The 21,026-nt window shown below is 60.4% G+C and carries 18 protein-coding genes, 1 tRNA gene and 2 pseudogenes; 7 read left to right on the top strand and 14 right to left on the bottom strand.

The annotated features are described in order from the left end of the window. Positions 1 to 25 precede the first annotated feature (25 nt). Positions 26 to 625 carry a LolA family protein gene (locus PAE61_RS03760; RefSeq protein ID WP_271114082.1) on the bottom strand — a complete coding sequence of 200 codons (600 nt, stop codon included), beginning with the start codon at positions 623 to 625 and terminating at the stop codon, positions 26 to 28. 163 nt (positions 626 to 788) lie between these two features. Here PAE61_RS03760 and PAE61_RS03755 point away from each other — a divergent pair, with 163 nt between their 5' ends. After that, the gene (locus tag PAE61_RS03755; protein WP_271114081.1) at positions 789 to 2,351 is read left to right on the top strand and encodes an alkaline phosphatase D family protein; all 1,563 of its coding nucleotides are present in this window, start codon (positions 789 to 791) and stop codon (positions 2,349 to 2,351) included. 349 nt (positions 2,352 to 2,700) lie between these two features. Then, the gene (locus tag PAE61_RS03750) at positions 2,701 to 3,561 is read left to right on the top strand and encodes a D-amino-acid transaminase (protein ID WP_271114080.1); all 861 of its coding nucleotides are present in this window, start codon (positions 2,701 to 2,703) and stop codon (positions 3,559 to 3,561) included. 12 nt (positions 3,562 to 3,573) lie between these two features. On the opposite strand, the gene PAE61_RS03745 is transcribed toward PAE61_RS03750, so the two are convergent. Together PAE61_RS03745 and PAE61_RS03740 are read right to left on the bottom strand one after the other, a co-directional pair. After that, positions 3,574 to 4,806 carry an MFS transporter gene (locus PAE61_RS03745; RefSeq protein WP_271114079.1) on the bottom strand — a complete coding sequence of 411 codons (1,233 nt, stop codon included), beginning with the start codon at positions 4,804 to 4,806 and terminating at the stop codon, positions 3,574 to 3,576. Between the two features lie 269 nt (positions 4,807 to 5,075). Beyond that, on the bottom strand, positions 5,076 to 6,098 hold the full coding sequence (locus PAE61_RS03740; RefSeq protein WP_271114078.1) for a LacI family DNA-binding transcriptional regulator: 1,023 nt from the start codon (positions 6,096 to 6,098) through the stop codon (positions 5,076 to 5,078). A 231-nt stretch (positions 6,099 to 6,329) separates the two neighbouring features. Between PAE61_RS03740 and PAE61_RS03735 the strand changes: the two genes are divergently transcribed. Next, positions 6,330 to 6,406, top strand: a tRNA-Arg gene (locus PAE61_RS03735). An 8-nt stretch (positions 6,407 to 6,414) separates the two neighbouring features. On the opposite strand, the gene PAE61_RS03730 is transcribed toward PAE61_RS03735, so the two are convergent. Beyond that, entirely contained in the window at positions 6,415 to 7,515 is a 1,101-nt protein-coding gene (locus PAE61_RS03730) for a tyrosine-type recombinase/integrase (protein WP_271114077.1), read from the bottom strand. A 601-nt stretch (positions 7,516 to 8,116) separates the two neighbouring features. On the opposite strand from PAE61_RS03730, the gene PAE61_RS03725 reads away from it, so the two are divergent. Then, positions 8,117 to 8,755, top strand: coding sequence for a helix-turn-helix domain-containing protein (locus PAE61_RS03725; protein WP_271114076.1), 639 nt, complete (start codon positions 8,117 to 8,119; stop codon positions 8,753 to 8,755). A 161-nt stretch (positions 8,756 to 8,916) separates the two neighbouring features. Here PAE61_RS03725 and PAE61_RS03720 read toward each other — a convergent pair whose 3' ends face one another. From PAE61_RS03720 to PAE61_RS03705, 4 genes and pseudogenes are all read right to left on the bottom strand, one after another. Then, the gene (locus tag PAE61_RS03720) at positions 8,917 to 9,207 is read right to left on the bottom strand and encodes a transposase (RefSeq protein ID WP_434803097.1); all 291 of its coding nucleotides are present in this window, start codon (positions 9,205 to 9,207) and stop codon (positions 8,917 to 8,919) included. 116 nt (positions 9,208 to 9,323) lie between these two features. After that, positions 9,324 to 10,052, bottom strand: a complete 729-nt coding sequence (gene istB / locus PAE61_RS03715) for an IS21-like element helper ATPase IstB (RefSeq protein ID WP_271113143.1) — start codon at positions 10,050 to 10,052, stop codon at positions 9,324 to 9,326. After that, a pseudogene (gene istA, locus PAE61_RS03710) lies at positions 9,985 to 11,548 on the bottom strand (IS21 family transposase); the annotation flags it as partial. The pseudogene istA and the gene istB, both read right to left, overlap by 68 nt. Before the next feature lie 91 nt (positions 11,549 to 11,639). After that, entirely contained in the window at positions 11,640 to 12,296 is a 657-nt protein-coding gene (locus PAE61_RS03705) for a NotI family restriction endonuclease (protein WP_271114075.1), read from the bottom strand. Between PAE61_RS03705 and PAE61_RS03700 the strand changes: the two are divergent. Together PAE61_RS03700 and PAE61_RS03695 are read left to right on the top strand one after the other, a co-directional pair. Beyond that, positions 12,244 to 12,402 (top strand): annotated as a pseudogene (locus tag PAE61_RS03700) (integrase core domain-containing protein); the annotation flags it as partial. The gene PAE61_RS03705 and the pseudogene PAE61_RS03700 sit on opposite strands and share 53 nt — an antisense overlap. A 244-nt stretch (positions 12,403 to 12,646) precedes the next feature. After that, positions 12,647 to 13,258 carry a plasmid recombination protein gene (locus tag PAE61_RS03695; RefSeq protein WP_271114074.1) on the top strand — a complete coding sequence of 204 codons (612 nt, stop codon included), beginning with the start codon at positions 12,647 to 12,649 and terminating at the stop codon, positions 13,256 to 13,258. A 376-nt stretch (positions 13,259 to 13,634) separates the two neighbouring features. On the opposite strand, the gene dapD is transcribed toward PAE61_RS03695, so the two are convergent. After that, positions 13,635 to 14,459, bottom strand: a complete 825-nt coding sequence (gene dapD / locus PAE61_RS03690) for a 2,3,4,5-tetrahydropyridine-2,6-dicarboxylate N-succinyltransferase (RefSeq protein ID WP_271114073.1) — start codon at positions 14,457 to 14,459, stop codon at positions 13,635 to 13,637. Between the two features lie 94 nt (positions 14,460 to 14,553). Here dapD and PAE61_RS03685 point away from each other — a divergent pair, with 94 nt between their 5' ends. After that, positions 14,554 to 15,384 carry an LOG family protein gene (locus tag PAE61_RS03685; RefSeq protein ID WP_271114072.1) on the top strand — a complete coding sequence of 277 codons (831 nt, stop codon included), beginning with the start codon at positions 14,554 to 14,556 and terminating at the stop codon, positions 15,382 to 15,384. 36 nt (positions 15,385 to 15,420) lie between these two features. Here the strand turns inward: PAE61_RS03685 and PAE61_RS03680 are convergent, their stop codons facing one another. Genes PAE61_RS03680 through argC form a run of 5 tightly spaced genes read right to left on the bottom strand, consistent with a single transcriptional unit; the run spans position 15,421 to position 20,999 of the window. After that, positions 15,421 to 15,927 (bottom strand): RNA pyrophosphohydrolase, encoded by a 507-nt coding sequence (locus tag PAE61_RS03680; protein ID WP_271114071.1) that lies wholly within the window; start codon positions 15,925 to 15,927, stop codon positions 15,421 to 15,423. Then, entirely contained in the window at positions 15,927 to 17,372 is a 1,446-nt protein-coding gene (locus tag PAE61_RS03675; RefSeq protein WP_271114070.1) for a S41 family peptidase, read from the bottom strand. Before PAE61_RS03675 ends, PAE61_RS03680 begins: the two co-directional genes overlap by 1 nt. Next, the gene (locus tag PAE61_RS03670) at positions 17,369 to 18,562 is read right to left on the bottom strand and encodes a murein hydrolase activator EnvC family protein (protein ID WP_271114069.1); all 1,194 of its coding nucleotides are present in this window, start codon (positions 18,560 to 18,562) and stop codon (positions 17,369 to 17,371) included. The genes PAE61_RS03675 and PAE61_RS03670 overlap by 4 nt, the downstream gene beginning before the upstream one ends. Further along, on the bottom strand, positions 18,559 to 20,085 hold the full coding sequence (gpmI, locus tag PAE61_RS03665; protein WP_271114068.1) for a 2,3-bisphosphoglycerate-independent phosphoglycerate mutase: 1,527 nt from the start codon (positions 20,083 to 20,085) through the stop codon (positions 18,559 to 18,561). Before gpmI ends, PAE61_RS03670 begins: the two co-directional genes overlap by 4 nt. Beyond that, a complete protein-coding gene (gene argC / locus PAE61_RS03660; RefSeq protein ID WP_271114067.1) occupies positions 20,082 to 20,999 on the bottom strand; it encodes an N-acetyl-gamma-glutamyl-phosphate reductase in 918 nt (305 codons plus the stop codon). The genes gpmI and argC overlap by 4 nt, the downstream gene beginning before the upstream one ends. Positions 21,000 to 21,026: the final 27 nt, after the last annotated feature.

Below are 21,026 nucleotides of genomic sequence, written 5' to 3'. Positions count from 1 at the left end.
CCCTGTTCTTTCGCGGAGAGCGGATCTATTGCCCGCGCCGCTGCAATTCATTCTCGATAACGAAGGTCGAGGCCCGGAAGCTGACGCCCTTCTGCATCTCACCCAGAATGACCGTGGTTTTCTTGCCCGCATTATCGGTCACGATCCATTGCCGCAGCTCGGTCGGAGAGGTGAAGACCATCTGAATATTCCCGTATTGCGGATTCGAGGGGTCCTGAGCGGTCACGACGGTGGTGTTTTTCACCTCGCTATGGCCTGTCACCATGCCCTGCCGCGCCAGATTGACATTGGGCGCAAGGATGATCGACAGCGGCGTTTCCGACAGCGGATAGATCTGCGGTCCCTGATTTGACTTGGCGTCGAACACCGCAACCTGACCGGCAGAGGCCAGCATGAGCTGATTCGAGTTATCATATTCGAACCGGACCCGGTTCGGGCGGTGAATATAGACCGTTCCGGTCGAGATCGTACCATCCGGGTTGACCTGAGTGAACTCTGACTGAAGCGTGGTCAGTCCGTTCAGATAGTTCGAGATCGTGTTAAGCGGAATCCTCTCGGCCAGCGCAGCGGGCGCGGAAACGAGAAGGGCGATGACGGGCGCGATTGCGAGGGCGAGTTTTTTCATGCGTCCTTTATGCATGGCTTTCGAATGACTTGCACATCACCTTGCGGCGAAGGTCACGGGGCGAACGCACACATGGCTGTTACCGTTCCGTTATGGTCCGGTCACCCCTGCTTTACGCGGCGGGCTTAGCCTTCCCGGGTCCTCGCCAGCACAGGAGCCAGTGATGTCCCGTATCCTCTTCCCCCGCCTCAGCCGCCGCGCCGTTCTTGGCACCGGGGCCGCCTTCGCCACCTCGCTGGCGATGCCCGCCATCTCCCGCGCACAAAGCCGCCCGGTTTTCGGCCACGGCGTCCAGTCGGGCGACCCGACCGCCACCACCGGCATGGTCTGGACACGCCCCGACCGCGCCTCGCGCGTGATGCTTGAGGTCGCGACGACCGAAAGCTTCGAAAATGCCCGTCAGATCGCCTCGCTGGACGCACTTCCCGACAGCGATTTCGCCATAAAGGCCCTGCTGACCGATCTGCCCGCCGATCAGCGCATCTTCTATCGCTTCACCGCCGCCGATCTGAGCGATATCAACAGCGTCTCCGAGCCGGTGATCGGCCAGTTCCGCACCGCCCCTTCCGAGAAGCGCAATATCTGCTTCGTCTGGTCGGGCGACACTGCCGGTCAGGGTTACGGGATCAATGAGGACGGCATGCGCAGCTATGCCACCATGTCCCAGCACGAACCCGATTTCATGATCCATTCCGGCGACACGATCTATGCCGACGGGCCGATGGCCGAGGAGCAGGAATTCGAGGGCGGGGTCTGGAAGAACGCTGTCCTGACCGATGAAGTCCGCAAGGTCGCGGAAACGCTGGACGAATATCGCGGGCGCTACAAATACAACATGCTGGACGAACATCTCCGCGCCTTCAACGCCATGACCCCGGTCTATTACCAGTGGGACGACCATGAGGTGACGAATAACTGGTCCCCCGGCAAGGACCTGTCCGGCGATGACCGCTATACCGAGAAATCCATCGCGCTTCTTTCCGCACGCGGCGGGCGGGCCTTCCACGAGATGACGCCGATCTCCTACACCCCGGCGGAACCGGGCCGCGTCTTCCGCAAGATGTCCTACGGCCCCTCGCTGGATATCTTCTTCCTCGATCTGCGCAGCTACCGCCCGGCCAATAATGACGGCATGCAGGACAGCATCACACCCGAAGCCATCGTGCTGGGTCAGCGCCAGCTTGCCTGGATCAAAGAGGCGCTGAAAGCCTCGACCGCGACGTGGAAAGTGATCGCCTGCGACATGCCGATCAGCATCATCGTCTGGGATAATTTCGCCGAAGCCGCAGGGGTCGAGGCCATCGCCAATGGCGATGACGGCGCAGCCAAGGGGCGCGAGCTGGAATTCGCCGATCTGCTGCGCTTCATCCGTGACGAGAACATCGCGAATACCGTCTGGCTGACGGCGGATGTGCATTACACGGCGGCGAACCACTACAGCCCGGACCGAGCGCAATTCCAGGAATTCGAACCGTTCTGGGAATTCGTCTCGGGCCCGCTGCATGCCGGGACTTTCGGGCCGAACGCGATGGACATGACCTTCGGGCCGAAGGTCGAGTTCGTGAAGGCGCCCGAGGAAGGTCAGGTCAACCTGCCGCCCTCGGCCGGGCTGCAATTCTTCGGCATCGTCGATATTGACGGGCAGACCGAACAGATGACCGTGCGGCTGATGGATGTCGGCAATACCGAGCTTTGGTCAACCACGCTCGACCCGCAGACCGCCTGACAAAAAAGGGTCGCGCCCACCCCGGCGCGGCCCTGACATACCGGGCGGGCAAAGGCGACACGGCACCGTGACAGCAATGATCTGAAACCTGTCCGAACGCAGCCCTCTGAGAGAAACAGACCCCTCGCCCGATGGCGAAGGGTCTGCCTCCTCCCGCAGCGGGTGCTCTGGCCTCCCCGCCTGACACCCTGCGTATTCCGTCATGCCAGTGTCACATTGACTGACATGAGGTCACTTTTGCATTACCGGAAGGCACGCTGTCAACCTGACCCGACGGTCTAATGCTTGACGCATCGTTCCTTGCGGCGCATGACGGCGATAAACCGCCACAATACAAAGGAAGTCGCGCATGTCCCGTATCGTTTACGTCAACGGCGATTACCTCCCCGAGGAAGACGCAAAGATCTCAATCTTCGACCGCGGCTTCGTGATGGCCGATTCGGTCTATGAGGTGGTCAGCGTGCTGGACGGCAAGCTGATCGATTTTGACGGACATCTTGTGCGGCTCTCGCGCTCGCTCGATGCGCTGGAAATCGGCAATCCGCTTTCGGATGACGCCTATCTTGCGATGTTCCGCGAATTGGTAAGCCGGAACGACATCACCGACGGGATGATCTATCTTCAGGTCACGCGCGGCAATCCCGGCGACCGCGATTTCGCCTATCCGCCCGCCGAGACGCCGCAGACCGTGGTCGCCTTCACCCAGTCGAAGCCCGGACTTGCCGACAGCCCCGCCGCCCGGAAAGGCTGGTCTGTTGTCACCTTGCCCGATCAACGCTGGGGCCGCCGCGATATCAAGACCACGCAGCTTCTCTATCCCAGCATGGCGAAAATGGCGGCCAAGGCGAAAGGCGCTGACGATGCCTGGCTGGTCGAGGATGGCAAGGTGACCGAGGGCACCTCGAACAATGTTTATATCGTCAAGGGAAACAAGATCATCACCCGCGAACTGTCCCATGACATTCTGCACGGCATCACCCGCGCTGCCGTCTTGCGGCTGGCGAAAGAAGCCCAGATGCAGGTCGAGGAACGCGGTTTCACGGTTGAAGAGGCGCAGGATGCGGATGAGGCCTTCGTGACCTCTGCCTCGGCCTTCGTCATGCCGGTGACAGAGATTGACGGCGCAAAGATCGGCGCGGGAACTCCGGGCAAAACCGCCGCCCGCCTGCGCGAGATTTATCTGGACGAAATGCGCAGGATCGCGATCTGAACCGGCGACGGATCAGGATGCCTTGCCCTGATCCTCGCGCTGCCGGCGTGTGATCTGCGCGGGCTCGACCCGCAGGACCGGAGCCAGAAGAGCCGCCGCAATCGCCAGCAGCGCCAGCAGACCGAAGGACACGCGCAGCCCGGTCAACTGCGCCACGAAACCGACAACGGGCGGACCAAGCAGCAGCCCGCTGTAACCGACCATCGCGACACCGGCGATGGCCGGACCGGGGGCGGTATCGGGATCATTGGCCGCGCGGGAAAATGCCAGCGGCATCAGCACCGCATAGCCGATCCCGATCATCGCGAAACCGATCAGCGCAACCGCAAGCCCGCCGCTGAACATCACGATGCTCAGCCCTCCGAAGGCGATCAGCCCGCTGACCCGCGCCGCCCTCACCGGCCCCAGACGCTGGATAACGAACCCGCCCGAAAGCCGGGTCAGAACCATCGTCGCGCTGAATGCGGAAAACCCAAGCGCGGCCTCGGCCTCGCTCACCCGGTCGAAATTCTCCAGAAACACCGCGCTCCAATCCGCCATTGCACCCTCTCCCATAGCAGAGGCAAAGGCGATCAGCCCGACCAGCACCAGACGGCCCGAGGGCAGGACGAAAATGCCATGCGACGCGGCACCTTCCTGCCCGCGCGGCGGGGCCGCACCCCGCGCCGGAACCATCGCCCGGAATGCAATCGCGCCGCCGATGATCGCGGCCAGTGCGAAATGCCCAAGAGGCTCCAGCCCCAGACGGATAGCAGCGTAACCGCTGGCCGCGCCAAGCCCCGCACCAAGGCTGAACATCGCATGAAAGATCGACATCGTGGATCTGTGCATCCGGCTTTCAACCTTCGCCGCCCATCCGTTCATGGCAACATCCATCGCCCCATGCATCGCACCAAAGATGAAAAGCGCCACACCCAGCAGAAACACTGTCGGCGCAACTGCCAGCCCGACCAGAGCCGGGCAATAGATCGCCGCGCAGAGCATGGTCATCCGCTCGGCGCCAAGCCGCTCTGTCAGACCGCCCGCGAAGGGAAATGAGGTAATCGCCCCTCCGGCAAGCGCCAGTAGCAGCAGACCCAGAGTGGCAGGCTCAAGCGAAAAGGCCTCCTTGAAGCCAGGCACACGCGCGGCCCAGCAGCCGAACAGAAACCCGTTCAGCGCAAAAGCCGCCGTCACCGCCCGCCATCCGGCATGACGCCAAAGCGCACCGCGATGTGCCTCATCCGCCGCAAGTTTATCCGTCATGATCCGGCCCCGTCCCGATCGGCAACACGGGACAACGGCAATGACGCCCTCCCCCGCAGCCCCGAAATTTCAGTTGGTCTTCCTTGCGCGGTATCGGGCCTTCCGGGCAGTTGCAAGATGTCCGCCGCGCCGAGGATAACGCAAAGCTATATTGTTGCAGCGACTCTGTTGTGCGCGGAAGACCTGCCAGATGATGAGGTCCCGAAACCGTCCTGCATCTCCGGTGTACAAGCTGTGTACAGCAGGTGTACGCCCGGTGCGCGACAGGTTCAGGCCGGTTTACGGATCGTATCGCCGGGCATGAAATACGGGTTCAGCACCAGCTTGCCCCCCTCTGGCAGAGGTTCCTTCCCCGCCACGATCCGCGCCGCACGCCGCCCGATATCGACCCGCCGCGCATCCGTCGTCGCCAGCCGGATCGGCAAACCATCCAGCAGATCGACCCCGTTAAACCCGGCAAGCCCCAGCCTGCCCGGAATATCGAAGCCCTGCTCACGGCACCATAAAAGTCCACCCGCTCCGATCATGTCATTGGAATAATAGAGAAAATCGAGATCCGGCTCACGCGCCAGAATACGCTCGGTCAACTCGCGCCCCTTCGCCAGAGACGAGCCGCCCTGATAGTATTCCCGCGCCGCAAGCGACAAACCGATCCCGGCAAGCGCCTCCTCCAGCCCTTCCAGCCGCTTCTTGGCCCGGTGATCCTCAGGCATATGCGTGCCGATGAACCCGATCTTCCGATAGCCCGCAGCCAGGATCTCGGCAGCCATCTGCCGCCCCGCCTCAAGATGCGAGATCCCCACCGCGCAATCTATCGCCTCGCCATCCGTATCCATGATCTCAACCACAGGAACCGAAGCCGCCGTCAGCATCGCCCGCGACGCCCTGTTATGCTCCAGCCCCGCCAGAATCACGCCAGAGGGCCGCCAGGACAGCATGTCGTACAGAACCGATTCTTCCCGCGAGAGCGAGTAATTCGTCACCCCGACCACCGGCTGAAGCGGAGTATCGTCCAGCTCGGCAGAGATCCCCGTCAGCACATCCGGAAACACAAGATTCGACAGAGACGGGATCACCACCGCCACCAGATTCACCCGCTGGCTTGCAAGCCCCCCGGCGATCATATTCGGCACGTAGCCCAATGACTTTGCTGCCGTCAGGACCTTCTCCCGGGTCGCCGCAGACACATCGCCCCGGTTCCGCAGCACCCGGCTGACCGTCATCTCGGAGACGCCCGATGCTTCGGACACGTCACGAAGCGTCAACGGCCGGCGATTCTTGCGTTGTGGCATGTCATAACCCTGAACTCTCTGCTTGAGTTAGCGCATGACAACAGCATTCGGCAAGCGTCTTGCCAAACCCCATCGGCAGTTTCAGATGCGCCTCCGCAGAAATCTGTGTGATTGACACCCCGTTCACGCACACAACTGGCGCATCAATACAGTCTGCGCAGCCGATGGGCTTGTCTCGGCCACCCTCCAGCGCTTATGAGGGTCTACGAAGACATATCGTCCGCAACTTAAGGCCCCGTGGCTCAACTGGATAGAGCAGCCCCCTCCTAAGGGGCAGGTTGCAGGTTCGAATCCTGCCGGGGTCACCAACGCCTTCTTAAGCATTTGTTTCTCCTGATTTTTTAGGAAGAGTTGGAACTTCGGTCGGATAAGTTGGAACTTTCTGTCCCACTTTCGTGCTGCTGAGGACCTTCCGTTTGTTGAAATGCCGGATGTATCGCTCGATTTCTGACAGGCTTTCGTGCCCGGTCCAAGCCCCGATCTGAGCTGAGGTCGCCTCTGCTTCGGCCAGCGCTCTCGCCCGACTTTTCCTCAATCCATGCGCCGAGCGGCCACGGACGCCTGCCGCTCTGGCTTTCGCTGCAAACCATTGGCCTGCTGCTTTCACGCTGCGGGATTTCCCGTGAAATGTCGTCATCCAAGTGATGTGTCTTTCGTTCCTAGCCTTCAGCGCTGCATGCAGAAAGGTAAGGTCGGTTTCCATGCCATAGGCGAAATCTGGAAGGGCACGGTCGAAAGGAATAGCAACTTCACCGCCGGTCTTTTGTTGGCGGAACACAATCCATCCGTCGCGATCCACGTTGCCCTGCCCAGGTCTGACCGCGTCCGAGATTCTTGCGCCGGTCCAAAAGATCAGTTCGAATGCAAGCCGCTCACGCGTGCCGATAGGCCAATGCGAACGATATGTCTCGATCTCATCTTCCGACCATGGCGCGATCCCATCAGACTGTGCTACGGGCGCTTTCTTGGCTCCGGCTGTCGGGTCAGTGATATTGTAAGTTTCAGCGAGCCATTTGCCAAAGCCGCGCCACGTTTTCAGGTGGTTGTTCCGAGCGTGTCCCGAGAATCTGCTCAAATCGACCTCGACATGCTTGGTCCGAAGATAAATGACCCTACCATGCCCGTAGCGCGCGCGGATTTCATCCAGCATACGCCTTCTGACAGTCCGTGTGCCTTTCGCTAGGCCAACCAGAAAAGCATCTGATTTTAGGTAGCCCTCAACGACCAAAGCAAGACTACCCGAGCCTGCGCGCGGGCGCAAAGGTTCGTCTGTTCCAGCGGCCTCATAATTGGCTTCAATGAAGCGTGGATGATAAGGAGGAAGGTCGGGCATGGCTATGCCCTTCTGACCTCTTGGGCGATAGTAGAACCGCACGTTGCCGGACGGAAATCGTCCGGATGGGTTCAGATGTTTCATCCTGATCTGCAACCGAATACCTCGTCGCAACTGTTACTATCATCCCAGACTTGCCCCCCACGGCTGGAAGGTCAGAAAGGGCGTTATCCAAATTCCGACCTCAGCCACAAAATCACTCCGTCCGCATTTCGGCCCGGAGGGTAAAGCCCGGTTCTGACCAGCTTATCGAAGTGCCCAGCCAGATGACCACAATACTTTGCGGCTTCACTTCGCCGCAAAGCAGCACCCCAATCGGCTGATATGCGTGAGGGTCTCATCCGACTAACCCGTTTGGAGCGCGATGTGTGCGCCTGGCTGTTCGGCTGGTTCGAGCAATGCCTCCATTTGTGTGGGGGTGAGTAACATCAGCCGTCCGATCTGGTAAAAATTTCCGCTGCTACGGGCCTTCGACCGGATCAGCCGGGGCGAAACACGAACCCCATGCGTCAGTAGGGTTTGGCTCCATGCTTCTGGTGTCCTACCTTCCATAAGCAAATCGGGCATGTCATCCTCGTGTTTCTGCAAGTTTCGGTCAGTATCATACCGTTTCCACGACCTGTCACTATGTTCTTGTTAACTTCTCAAAAACCGGAAACAATGTTCCGGTTGAGACGGAGGGGTCATGTTCAAGCTCACGAAAGACGTAGGGACCGAAGAGGCCCGGGAAGAACACGAACGCCTGGAGGGCGAGCGGATCGATAAGGAATTATGGTTTCATGAATCCGGGCCGGAAAAGGCACTGCACGAGAATTTGCGCGACTACCGCATCAAGCATCAGCTGACAAAACAGCAGATGTCCGATTTGCTGGAGGTGACCCCGCGAACGTATTATGCCTATGAGGAGGGTCTGCGTCCGGTTCCATCACCAGCGATAGTTCGCCTAGCCATATTGACCGGCGGGGACCTGAACGAAATCTTGCTTGGACGCCCGGCCCCATTTGCTCACCAGACGACCGCTCAGACGGTTATCAACGAAGCGATAGTGGTAATGAAATATCTCGCTATAACCTACCCTGAAATGGGCATTGAGGATCGCTATCAGGTTGCCCGTTTCCATGCGACCACCTCCTTCGGCGAGTTCCCGAGGATGCACCCTGGAACAATCCGCGATTGTGTAAGGATCGTGACGCGCTATCGCTTCCATCCCGAAGATATTCCCGCGCCGCCAAATCATGAGGCATATGGGGACGATCATGAGCGATGGGAACTCGATATGGCAGCATGGCAGAAAGCCATTGATGAGGACTTTCCAGACGGTTGACGTGAGGGGTAACAGACAACGGGGTGTCTTTGGTGTAGTACTTTGCTGCTCCGCATGGAGTCCATTCGCGTTTCTATGTGCTGTCACATGATTTATGACTTGAGCAAAGCGAAGGCGAGAAGCGCGGAGACCTCAGCTATTGCAGCGCTTCTCGCCTTCGGTCAGCGGCAGCCAGAAAACAAATATCTGAATGAGATATTAGATTTCCGTGAGAGCGTGGAACATGTCGGTGAAGGACCGCGCACCGATCCTGCGCAGGTGTGCCTTGAGTTTGGAGAATGCCATCTCGATCGGGTCAGGTCGGGACTATAGGGCGGCAGAAACAGGAACCAACATCCGGCTTTGCGCATGGCTTTGGCGGCTGCGGCGTTCTTATGTGTTGCAAGGTTGTCGAGGATGACAACGGTGCCCGGCTCCAGTTCCGGCACGAGCACCTGCTTGTCAATCGGCATCCAATCGTGACCCCTTATCGGCGTCCAAAATTGACCCCTCTGGAGCTGAGCTGGCCCGTCGCTGCGTAGTCTTCATGTAACGCCGCGGCGACGGGCCAGCGGGGGTTCCGCTTGCCCTACGCCCGGTTCTTGAAGCGCCAGCTTTCGTTGCCGGTTTCGACGATCTCGCAATGATGGGTGAGCCGGTCGAGGAGCGCGGTGGTCATCTTGGCGTCGCCGAAGACGCTGGGCCATTCGCCGAAGGCGAGATTGGTGGTGACGATGATCGAGGTCCGCTCGTAAAGCTTGCTGATCAGATGGAATAGGAGCTGGCCGCCGGTCTGGGCGAACGGGAGATAGCCAAGTTCGTCTAGGATCAGGAAGTCGAGGCGGGAGATCAGTTCCGCGGTCCGGCCCTGTCGTTCGGCCCGGGCTTCGGCGTCGAGCTTGTTCACTAGGTCGACGACGTTGAAGAAGCGGCCCCGGCGGCCGTTTCGGATACAGGCGCGCGCGATGCTGACCGCGAGATGGGTCTTCCCAGTCCCGGTTCCGCCGATCAGCACGAGGTTGCGCTGATGATCGAGGAGGTCTCCGGTGGCCAAATCGCGGATCAGGGTCTCGTTGACCTCGGCGGCCGCGAAGTCGAACTCGTCGACTTCCTTGGCCAGCGGCAGTTTGGCGATGGTCATCTGGTATTTGATCGAGCGCACCTGCTTCTCACTGATCTCGGCGGTCAGCAAATCGCCGATGATCTGCTGTGGCTCGTGCTGTCGCTTGACCGCTGTGGTGATGATCTCGTCGTAGGCCGTCCTCATGCCGTAGAGCTTCAGCTGGCCCATGGCGTCCAGCACCTGTGATCGTTCCATTTGTTTCCTCCTCAGGCTGTCATAGCGGTCGCAATTGGCGGCGGGTTGCGGCCCAGCTTCAGCGCATCCGGCGTCGTGATCGTCAGGGGTGGCGGCGGTTCGCGGTGACGCGCCAGGATGTTCAGCACGACGCCGGCGGAATGAACGTTGTGAGACAGGGCCTCCGCACAGGCGGCTTCGACGGCGTCCAGGCCATCGGTGAGCACAGCCCCGAGGATCTCGACCACCTGACGGTCACCGCCGGGCTGGCGTTCTAGCCTGCGCTGCAACCGGCACAGGGCTGGAGGCAGGTCCCACTCCTTGAACGGCGCCCCGTTGCGCAGGGCACCAGGTTTACGCGCCAGAACCGGGATGTAATGGAGCGGGTCGTAGATCGCCTTGCCACGACCGAAGGCCCGATCATGGCGAGCCACGACCTGACCATCCTGCCAAAATTCCAGCCTGTCGGCATAGGCGCGGATCTCGACGGGCCGCCCGACCGCACGGGCGTCGACCGAGTAGCGGTTCTTGTCGAAGCGCACGAGACAGGTCTTGGAGACGGAGGCCGGCACTGCATGGAAGCCGTCGAACGGGCCGATATAAGGCACCAGGCTCGGACGCTCCTCCTCGAACACCTCCCAGATCGTCCTGTCCGGAATGTCGGGGTGTTTGTTCGCCTTGGCATAGGCAATGCATCGGTCCTCGAGCCAAGCGTTCAGTTCAGCATAGGATTTGAACTTCGGCCGCGGCACGAAGAACCGCCGCCGGAGCACGCCCACCTGGTTCTCGACCTGACCTTTCTCCCAGCCTGAGGCGGGCGTGCAGGCAGCCGGCTCGACCAGATAGTGCCCGCACATCTGCTGGAACCGGCGATTGTAGGCGCGATCCTTGCCGACAAAGATCGTGTCCACCGCCGTCTTCATGTTGTCATAGATGCCCCGGGCACAGGCTCCGCCGAAGAACGCGAAGGCCCTGTCATGCGCGTCGAACACCATCTCCTGCGTCTCGCGCGGATACGCCCCAACGAACGGCATCCGGCTGTGGCACAGCCGGACATGGGCGACCTTGACCGTCGTGGTCACGCCATCGAGGATCACGATCTCATGGCTCCAGTCGAATTGGTAGGCCTCACCAGGATCGAAGATCAGCGGGACATAGGCTGAAGCCGATGCCTCCTGCGTTACCTTCGACCAACTGGCCGCATAGCGCCGGATAGCATCATAGCTGCCGTCATAGCCACGGTTGCGCAGCTCCTCGTAGACCCGGATCAGCGTCAGGCGTTCGCGCTTCGGCCGCCGCGCATTCTCGGCCAGCATGTCGTCCAGTGCAGACCGCCAGGGATCGATCTTCGGACGCGGTTGCGTCGTGCGGTCATAGGTGAATTCGGTCGCGCCCGATCTGATGACTTTACGCACCGTGTTCCGAGACAGCCGCAACTCACGGCAGATCTGCTTGATCGACTTGCCTTCGACGAAATGCGCGCGCCTGATCTTCGCGATCGTTTCCACAACCAACATCCCCTGACTGCTCCCTCATGCTTTTGAGGAAGCTTCTGATCAGAATTATCAGGGGGGTCACTTTTGGACGCCGATCACCCCAAGATAGGGGTCAGTTTTGCATGCCGTTCCACACTTCAAATTCTTCGAGGGACACCGCCTCGCCTCCGGCGAGGCCCTCGATGGCGCTCTCAAGGGTTGTGCCAAATTCGTCCACGATCTCTTGGCGATACAGTTCGTCACCGGGTTGCCTGTGGAAGTCAGCCAGGAACCATACGACGTCGCAGTTCGACAGGTGTTCCACCCGCTTCATCTGACCCATCGACATGAAAAACGCCATATCGACCAATATCGCCATCTTCTTGCCCCACCGGCGTAGCGTCGGGACTTTAATCTGCAGCTGCGGCATCAGCCTCTTTGGGCCGCTGCTCCTGTAGTCCGGGCGCCGCCCTTCGACTGGCATGGTCGCGACACCTTGGCGCTCCCGGATGTCGCGGAACTCGATTGCGATCTCTCGGCCCGAAAAATACACTGCTTGGATCTCGACGACACACCACTTCATGTCAGCAGCGGCTGGCAGGCTTTCGGCGACAAGGATCATGTCTATGCGGCCAACATCCTCGCCAGCAGCGCTGTCCAAGTTGCCAGTCGATTCCAGGAATCCGACCTCGCTGGCCTGAGTTGGAGTGGGGTCACCTAGCAGCCGCTCACCGATGTGCCTGAACGCATCATGGTTCCTGTCGATGGATGACGCCCGAACCCGGATCAACAACTGGAGAACTGACTACAATGAAACCAGGCCGCATTCCTCGCTCGGCAACTTGACGCCGAGCAACTTCGCAGCTCAACTAAACAAAACCCGAAAGGTCGCATGAAGGCCGGAACAGAAACGGGGTGAGTTCCAAATCCTCCGTTTCCTCATAATAACGGCGGACCACTTCATGGGGGAGGATCAGGTGTGCAGTCTGCGGTTGCAGCCGCCACAGGCGGCTTCGATCCGGAACGGATCGGCGGCGCAGCCGCTCGGCTGGGTGCAGGGGCGCAGCGCCTTGCCCGACATGTTGCTTGCAACATAACAGTCGGTCCATATTGCGTTTCTTTTCAAACTCGGGGGCGATGATGTCTGGCCCTCAATTCATCCATTTCCAGAGTTATTCGCGGAAGGCCAACAAGGCGGGGCAGTCCATTGAGCAAGTGCTTGGCGAAGCCGTTCGCGCACCGCAATACAGCAAGCATGTCGCCGAACCGCTTCCTCCTGTGGTCGTTTACGGTGAGGCCATCGAAGAACTCGACAAACAGCAGGACGAGATGGTTTCCGCAGGCTTCGTGGATGTCGCCTTGAAGGACGGCAGGATCGCGCAACGCGGCATCCGCAAAGATCGTCACATACTGCTGACCGCCGTAGCGTCCTATCCGGTGCCGGTCGCGTTGGTGCAAGCAGATACTGACGCGCGACGTGAGTATGAGCAATGGCGCAGTCTGAATATTGCTTGGCTCAGGCGGATGTTCTTCGACGGGCTGATTTCGGTCGTCGAATACTGGGATGAAGCGCATTCCCATATCCACGCTTATATCTTGCCAGTCAATGATCCGGGTTGCTCTGCCCGCCAGTTGAGCCCGGCATGGCTCGCCAAGGAAGAGGCGGCCCGCCTCGCCGGTGAGGATGACCGAACTGCTGTGAGGCTCGGCAATGCAGCCTATCGCGAGCGCGCGACGCGAGTTGCAGGATGACGATTACCGCAAGGTCAGTGTCCCTTGCGGGCCGACAAGAACCGGACCGAAACGTCGTCGTCTCAGCCGGGCTCAGTGGAAGGCGGAAAAGGATGCGGCCAAGCGAGAGGCGAAGAAGTCCGACACCATAGCTGCCGGTGGATTCGACTCCGATACGCTAGAGCTCACCGTAGCTCCGCATCCAGGCGAGCATTTGGCAGTATCACTGTCGAGTAGAGAAAAAGCTTCGAGTTTCGAGGACGATGTCATGGTGATCGACGCAAGCTTGAATAGTGGCGTTCCACGGTTTGCTCAGTCGTATAGATTGTCGCTCAGGCTTCGCGCTGGCCCAAACATCCATTCTTGATCTGTCACCAACACGACAGCGGATTATACTTCAATCCCGCAAAAGCTCATTGATCGAGGTTTTTGAGCGGGTCCTTTCGTCAACGCGCTTGACGATCACCGCGCAATACAGGTTCACGCCGTTTTTCGACGGCAGAGACCCTGACACGACGACCGATCCGGAAGGGATCTCGCCATAGGTCACTTCGCCGGTTTCACGGTCGACGATCTTGGTGGACTGGCCGATGAATACGCCCATGCCGATCACCGAGCCCTCGCGGACGATGACGCCCTCGACAACTTCCGAGCGAGCGCCGATGAAGCAGTTATCCTCAATGATTGTCGGGCCCGCCTGCATGGGTTCGAGAACGCCGCCAATGCCGACGCCGCCCGACAGATGGACATTCTTGCCGATCTGGGCGCAGGAGCCGACCGTCGCCCAAGTGTCGACCATCGTGCCTTCACCGACATAGGCTCCGAGGTTTACAAAACTGGGCATCAGCACAACGCCCTTCCCAATGAAAGCGGATTTGCGGACCACGCAATTCGGCACCGCGCGGAACCCGGCATCGCGCCAGCGATTTTCGCCCCATCCGGCGAATTTACTGTCGACCTTGTCCCACCAGCCGCCATTTTGCGGACCGCCCTCCTGCAGCTCCATATCCTTGATCCGGAACCCCAGAAGAACCGCCTTCTTGGCCCATTGGTTAACATGCCAGTCAGCCCCGCGCTTTTCCGCAACCCGCAACGCGCCGCTGTCGAGTGCGTTCAGCGTGTCCTCGATGGCCTCGCGCGTCTCGCCGGTCGTGGCGGGGGTGATGGTGTCGCGGGTCTCCCAGGCGGCTTCGATTGCCTTTTCCAGCGCGGCATTGGACATGTGGCTCTCCTCGGTCAGGGTAGAAGTTCTTGCCCAAGCGCTATAAGCGGGGGTGTGACCCGGCGCAATGCGCACGACCGATCAGAGGCCGAAAATGCAAGACGAAGATTCCCGCGCCCATCCTTTCCCCCGCAGTCGTGAGGATGCTCAGGCGGCTCAGCAGATGCCCGACACGCCGCAGACACGCGCACCGGCACACCGGCTTGCCTTCGCGGATACGGATTTTCTTCTACGCGAAGAGCTGCGCCCTGTCCGACTGCAGCTTGAGCTTCTGAAGCCGCAGCTGATCCTTGACGAACGCGGCGTCGAATCGACGGTCGTCATGTTTGGCGGAGCGCGGATTCCAGCGCCTGAGAACAAAGACGAGGCCAGGACGAAGACTCTGAAAGAGTTGTCGAGATATTATGAACAGGCTTATCGCTTCGCCACCATCATGACCGAACGCAGCCTGAAGACCTATGGCCGGGAATTCGTCATCTGTACGGGCGGTGGCCCGGGCGTGATGGAGGCAGGGAATAAAGGGGCAACCGATGCAGGGGGCCAGTCAATCGGATTGGGGATCGTGCTGCCGCATGAACAGGCTCCGAACGCCTATGTCACGCCTGATCTTTGCTTCAACTTCCATTATTTCGCCATCCGCAAGATGCATTTTCTTATGCGCGCTCGGGCGGTCACGGTCTTTCCCGGCGGTTTCGGAACGCTGGATGAATTATTCGAGACGCTGACACTGATCCAGACCGGACGGATGACGCCCGTGCCCCTGCTGCTATTCGGCAAAGAGTTCTGGGACAGGATCATCGACTGGCAGGCACTTGCCGATGCGGGAACGATCGGGGAAAGCGATCTGCAATTATTCCGCTATGTCGAGACCGCCGACGAGGCTGTCGAGATCATCGACAATTTCGACCCCACGCCCTGCGACTGACAGTTTGCAGGCGACTGTCCGGCCCATCCGAACCGTTCAGCCCAGACGGTCGCGGAATGCCTGAAAGACCTGCTCGTAAACGCTGCGCTTGAAGGGGACGATCTTTTCGATCAAATCCTCGGGGCGCATCCAGGCCCATTTGTCGAACTCGGGATGTTCGGTTTCGATATTTACCTGATCGTCGCGACCGACAAACCGCATCAGCACCCATTTCTGGCGCTGACCGCCATATTTGCCCTTCCAGACCTTCCCCAGCAATTCGTCGGGCAGATCGTAGTAAACCCAGTCGGCGGCCTCTTCCACGATCTCGACCGCATCGGCAGGCAGACCGGTTTCCTCGGTCAACTCGCGCAGCGCAGCCTCACGCGGTGACTCGCCCTTGTCGATCCCACCCTGAGGCATCTGCCATGCATGGCCCGGATTATCGATACGCTGTCCTGCGAAAACCAGCCCGTCAGCATTGACCAGTACCACCCCGGCGCAGGGGCGATAGGGCAGCCCGGACGGTCCCAGACGCTCATCCGGGGTGGTGCTGGCGGCCATTATTCGGCCTCTTCCCTGGATGTTTCACCCCCGACCGGAGCTTCATCCGTTCCTGAATCTTCGCCGGTGACTGCCGGTGTCACTGCTGCCGGCACCTCTTCGGCGCGGAAGTCGACCGCTGCCAGGCCCTTCAGAATGTCGATCGCATAGGCAAGCTGATAGTCTTCTTCACGCAGCTTTGCCGTCGCCTCGACCTCGGCGGCCTCTTCCTCAAGCTGACGGCGTTCTTCTTCGGAATAGCTGTCATTATTCAGCGCACCGCGCAGATCCGCCTCCGAGCTGATGAAGCTGGAGCTGGTGCGCGGACCGTCTTCGTCCTCTTCATTGGACGGCGACGGGGCGGGTTGTGCGACGATGATATCGGGATTGATGCCCAAGGCCTGAATCGACCGGCCAGAAGGCGTGTAATACCGCGCTGTTGTCAGCCGCATGGCGCTGTCCGACGTGACCGGCAGCACAGTCTGGACCGACCCCTTGCCGAAGGATTTTTCACCCACGACGATGGCCCGGCGGTGATCCTGAAGCGCACCTGTCACGATTTCAGATGCCGAGGCGGAACCGCGATTGATCAGCACCACCATCGGCTTGCCCTGTGCAAGATCCCCTGCCCGTGCATTCCAGCGCTCGCTTTCCTCGGGCAGACGGCCACGGGTCGAGACGATCTCACCCTCTTCAAGGAACGCGTCCGAGACATAGATAGCCTGATCCAGCAGCCCGCCGGGATTGTTGCGGAGGTCAAGAACGAAGCCGGTTACATTGTCAATGCCGCCCAGTTCCTCGACGGCTTTGTTCAGATCCTCTTCCAGCGACGAGATGGTTTCATCGTTGAAGGTCGCCACGCGAAGAACCACGACATGGCCTTCCACCCTGCCCCGGACCGCCGTCAGCTTGATCGTGTCCCGCACGATCTTGATGTCGAACGGCTCCTGCTCGCCCTCACGCAGAATGGTAATGGTGACCTCGGATCCGACCGGGCCGCGCATCATGTCAACGGCCTGATCCAGAGTCAGCCCCATCAGCGAATCGCCATCCACATGGGTGATGAAATCGCCCGCCTCGACGCCTGCCTCATCCGCCGGGGTGTCGTCCATCGGAGAGATGACCTTCACCAGCCCGTCTTCCTGACCGACCTCGATCCCCAGTCCGCCGAAGCTGCCGCGGGTCTGGGTCTGCATATCCTCGTAATCATCCGCAGGCAGGAACGAGGAATGCGGATCGAGCGATTGCAGCATCCCGTTGATCGCGGCCTCGATCAGTTCCTTGGCGTCGGTTTCCTCGACATACTGGCTGCGCACCTGTTCGAAGACATTCCCGAACAGATCGAGCTGTTCGTAAAGCGACCCGTTCTTCCCGACATCCTGCGCCGAAAGCGGCCCCGCCATTTGCGTTGTCAGCAAAAGCCCCGCCAGAGAGCCGCCAATACCCGCGATCAGATAATGCTTCATTGCGTTTCCGCCTGTTCCTCTGCCTGCGTTTCAGCGCCCTCCACAATGTGGTTGAGCACGAACCAATCTGCGGGATCCAGTGTTTCCTTATCCCGCCTGAGTTCCAGATACAGGGTTTCGGTCCGGTCCGCATCCCCACCTGTCGCCGCATTCACGACGAAATCAATCCCGAATTCTTCCGCCGAGGGTTCAGCGCCGCCCATAAGCCCGACAGGCTCTCCGGCGGCAAGAACATCCCCGACTTCTCCGTATACCTGTGCCATTCCGGCAAGTATCAGAAGATAATCCTGCGCCGGCTCAAGAATCATCACGTTCCCGTAATCCAGAAGCGGGCCGCGATAGCGGATTGTCGAGGGCCAGGGCGCCGTGACCAGCGATGCAGGCGCGGTGGCGATGACCAGACCGGGCCGTTCGATCCCTGCGGCATCCGGCTCATTATAGCGGCGCAGCACCTTGCCGCGCACCGGCAGCGGCAGCGATCCCTGAGCGCCATCAAAATCGGCCAGAGGCGGCCCGATATCGGATTCGATATCCGCGATGCCCTCTGCAAAAGCATCCAGCGTCGCGGCGGATTTTTCCAGGGCCTGCAATTCCTCGGGCGTCTCGGTAAAGCGTTTCGGCATTGTCGAGCGATCCGTCACGGCGCTGCCCAGAAGACGCCGCGCCTCCTGCACACGGCCAAGCCCCTCGGCCAGCGTATTTGCGGCGTCCTCCTGCAATTTGCGGACGGAAGCGATCTCATCGAGATCTTCTTTCAGGCTGTCGGCCTCCTGACGCAGACCCGGCACGATGCTGGACAGCAGCATCCCGGATCGTGCGGTTGCCTCTGGACCGGCAGGATGCAGCAGCATCAGCGTTTCCGGCGATTTCTCCATCGCGGTCATGACCCCGATAATCGAGGAAAGCTGATCGCGGCGGGATTCCCACTCGACCCGGATTTCCTGCTCGCGAATGCCCGCCTGACGCAGACCGGCCCGCAGCGCGGACAGCCCGGTTTCATAGGCGGTAATCATTTCGGTCAGCGCGGTCACCTGATCGTCCTTGGTCAGCGCCTCTTCCAGCATCCCGGTCGCCTCGCGCAACTGATAGGCTGCACGCGCGGCATCCTCACCGGCGCTTGACTGCGAGAAAGAAGGGGAAGCCGAAAGCGTCGCGGCCAGCAGGATCACGGAAGCAAGGACGGGTCTCATACGCGTTCGATCAGGCTCCTGCCGGTCATTTCCTCTGGCGGCTCGATCCCCATCAGATCCAGCACGGTCGGCGCGACATCGGCCAGACGGCCACCGCTGCGAAGGGATGTCGCCGAGGCATCGCCGAACACGATGACCGGCACCGGATTGGTGGTATGAGCCGTATGCGGCCCGCCAGTTTCGGGGTCGATCATGGTTTCGCAATTGCCGTGATCGGCGATGATCACTGCGGCACCGCCCATTTTCTCAAGTGCGTCCAATGCACGGCCCAGATTGCGGTCAACCGCCTCACAGGCTTTCGTTGCCGCCTCAAGGCTGCCTGTATGACCGACCATATCGGGATTGGCGAAATTGACCACGATCAGGTCATAACCCTCTTCAATCGCCTTCACGAAATACTCGCCAACCTCATCGGCGGCCATTTCCGGCTGAAGATCATAGGTCGCCACATTCGGGCTGGAGGGCATTTTCCGGTCCTCACCGGGCTCTGCTTCCTCTTTGCCGCCATTCAGGAAAAAGGTGACATGAGGATATTTCTCGGTCTCGGCCAGACGGAACTGACGCAACCCCTTTGCCGCGACCCATGCCCCCAAAGTATTCAATACCTGCCGCTTGGGATAGGCGGTGGTCATGAATTCGTTATGCTGTTCGGAATAATCGACCATCCCCAGAAGCGCCGCCCATTCGGGACGCGTACCGGTGTCGAAACGGTCGAAATCCGGCTGCCCGATCGCCGCCAGAATTTCGCGCGCCCGGTCGGCGCGGAAATTCATGCAGAAGAACCCGTCTCCATCCGTGGCACCCTGATAGCCGTCGATGATCGTCGGTTGGATGAACTCGTCGGTCTCTCCGCGCTGATAGGCAGCCTCGACCGCATGGGCGGCATCGGCGGCTTCCAGCCCCTCACCCGCCACCATCGCGGCATAGGCGCGACCAACGCGGTCCCAGCGATTATCCCGGTCCATCGCGAAATAGCGTCCGATCACCGTTCCGATCCGCGCGTTTTCCGGCAGGCTGCCCTGCAATTCGGTCACGAACCCCATCGCGGATTGCGGCGACACGTCCCGCCCGTCGGTGACAGCATGGACCACGACCGGGATATTCTGCCGCGCCACCGCGTTCACGGCCGCAATGACGTGCTGAATATGGCCGTGAACCCCGCCATCCGAGACCACACCCATCAGATGCGCGGTGCCGCCGCTTTGCTTCAGCCTGTCGATGAACGCGCCAAGGCCGGTATTGTCGTAAAAGCTGCCATCCTCGATCGCCAGATCGATCTGCCCCAGATCCATCGGGACGACACGACCCGCACCGATATTGGTATGGCCCACTTCGGAATTGCCCATCTGCCCTTTCGGCAGCCCGACATCGGGGCCGAAAGTAATCAGAGTCTCATGCGGGCATCCGGCCATCAGCCTGTCATAAGCCGGTGTGTTCGCCTGATCCGGTGCGCTTTGCTCTGGCCGGTCAGAAACGCCCCATCCATCCAGAATGCACAGGACGACAGGTTTCTTGCCGCTCATAACCCGGCTCCTTCATCGATCCCCAGCATGATATTCATGTTCTGCACCGCCGCGCCCGAAGCGCCCTTGCCCAGATTGTCCAGCACCGCCACGACCACGGCACAACCTCTGGAATCGTCGCCGTGTACCGAGAGTTCCAGCATATTCGTCCCGTTCAGAGCGGTCGGATCGACGCGTGCGCCGATCTCTTCAGCCTCGCGAACGCGTACGAATTCGGCGCCGGCATAATGGTCGCGCAGCACGGAATGCAGGCTGGACAGGCTGCGGGTTCCGTCCAGATGAAGTGGCAGCGATACCGCCATGCCCTGCGCAAACTGTCCGACCGATGGTGCGAAAACCGGCTGCACGGTCAGGCCGCACAGCGTCATGATTTCAGGGATATGCTTATGCCCCTGCGCCAGAGCGTACAGGAACGAAGGCGGCGCGGTCCCGGCCTCATATTCCGCGATCAGCGCATTGCCGCCGCCCGTATAGCCAGAAACAGCATTGATCGACAGCTTCTCATCCGCAGCGATCAGACCGGCATCGACCAGAGGCCGGATCATCGCAATCGCCCCCGAGGCATAACAGCCCGGATTGGCGACATACCGCGCCGAGGCGATCCGGTTCCGCGCATCCGGGGTCAGTTCGGGAAAGCCGAAAACCCAATCGGGATCGATCCGGTGAGCGGTCGAGGCATCGATCAGCCGCACCGGAAGATCGGCGCTCAGGGCAACGGCATCCCGTGCAGCGTCGTCCGGCAGGCACAGAATCGCCACATCGGCGGCGGCGAAACACTCGCGCCGTGCATCGCTGTCCTTGCGGCGGTCATGGTCGATGCGGATCAGTTCGATATCCGCGCGGCCTTCCAGCCTTTCCCGGATCTGAAGCCCGGTCGTCCCGGCCTCTCCGTCGATGAATAGCTTATGCGCCATGACTGCCCTTTCCTGCTTGTCCCTGAC

This window comes from Paracoccus aerodenitrificans, from assembly GCF_027913215.1.
Classification (GTDB): domain Bacteria; phylum Pseudomonadota; class Alphaproteobacteria; order Rhodobacterales; family Rhodobacteraceae; genus Paracoccus; species Paracoccus aerodenitrificans.
This window is presented reverse-complemented; position numbering and strand designations above follow the sequence as displayed.

Bases quoted from the DNA above. Each gene is read 5' to 3' on its own strand.
- PAE61_RS03760 (WP_271114082.1), bottom strand. From the start codon at position 625: ATGAAAAAACTCGCCCTCGCAATCGCGCCCGTCATCGCCCTTCTCGTT.
- PAE61_RS03755 (WP_271114081.1), top strand. From the start codon at position 789: ATGTCCCGTATCCTCTTCCCCCGCCTCAGCCGCCGCGCCGTTCTTGGC.
- PAE61_RS03750 (WP_271114080.1), top strand. From the start codon at position 2,701: ATGTCCCGTATCGTTTACGTCAACGGCGATTACCTCCCCGAGGAAGAC.
- PAE61_RS03745 (WP_271114079.1), bottom strand. From the start codon at position 4,806: ATGACGGATAAACTTGCGGCGGATGAGGCACATCGCGGTGCGCTTTGG.
- PAE61_RS03740 (WP_271114078.1), bottom strand. From the start codon at position 6,098: ATGCCACAACGCAAGAATCGCCGGCCGTTGACGCTTCGTGACGTGTCC.
- PAE61_RS03730 (WP_271114077.1), bottom strand. From the start codon at position 7,515: ATGAAACATCTGAACCCATCCGGACGATTTCCGTCCGGCAACGTGCGG.
- PAE61_RS03725 (WP_271114076.1), top strand. From the start codon at position 8,117: ATGTTCAAGCTCACGAAAGACGTAGGGACCGAAGAGGCCCGGGAAGAA.
- PAE61_RS03720 (WP_434803097.1), bottom strand. From the start codon at position 9,207: ATGCCGATTGACAAGCAGGTGCTCGTGCCGGAACTGGAGCCGGGCACC.
- istB (WP_271113143.1), bottom strand. From the start codon at position 10,052: ATGGAACGATCACAGGTGCTGGACGCCATGGGCCAGCTGAAGCTCTAC.
- PAE61_RS03695 (WP_271114074.1), top strand. From the start codon at position 12,647: ATGTCTGGCCCTCAATTCATCCATTTCCAGAGTTATTCGCGGAAGGCC.
- dapD (WP_271114073.1), bottom strand. From the start codon at position 14,459: ATGTCCAATGCCGCGCTGGAAAAGGCAATCGAAGCCGCCTGGGAGACC.
- PAE61_RS03685 (WP_271114072.1), top strand. From the start codon at position 14,554: ATGCAAGACGAAGATTCCCGCGCCCATCCTTTCCCCCGCAGTCGTGAG.
- PAE61_RS03680 (WP_271114071.1), bottom strand. From the start codon at position 15,927: ATGGCCGCCAGCACCACCCCGGATGAGCGTCTGGGACCGTCCGGGCTG.
- PAE61_RS03675 (WP_271114070.1), bottom strand. From the start codon at position 17,372: ATGAAGCATTATCTGATCGCGGGTATTGGCGGCTCTCTGGCGGGGCTT.
- PAE61_RS03670 (WP_271114069.1), bottom strand. From the start codon at position 18,562: ATGAGACCCGTCCTTGCTTCCGTGATCCTGCTGGCCGCGACGCTTTCG.
- gpmI (WP_271114068.1), bottom strand. From the start codon at position 20,085: ATGAGCGGCAAGAAACCTGTCGTCCTGTGCATTCTGGATGGATGGGGC.
- argC (WP_271114067.1), bottom strand. From the start codon at position 20,999: ATGGCGCATAAGCTATTCATCGACGGAGAGGCCGGGACGACCGGGCTT.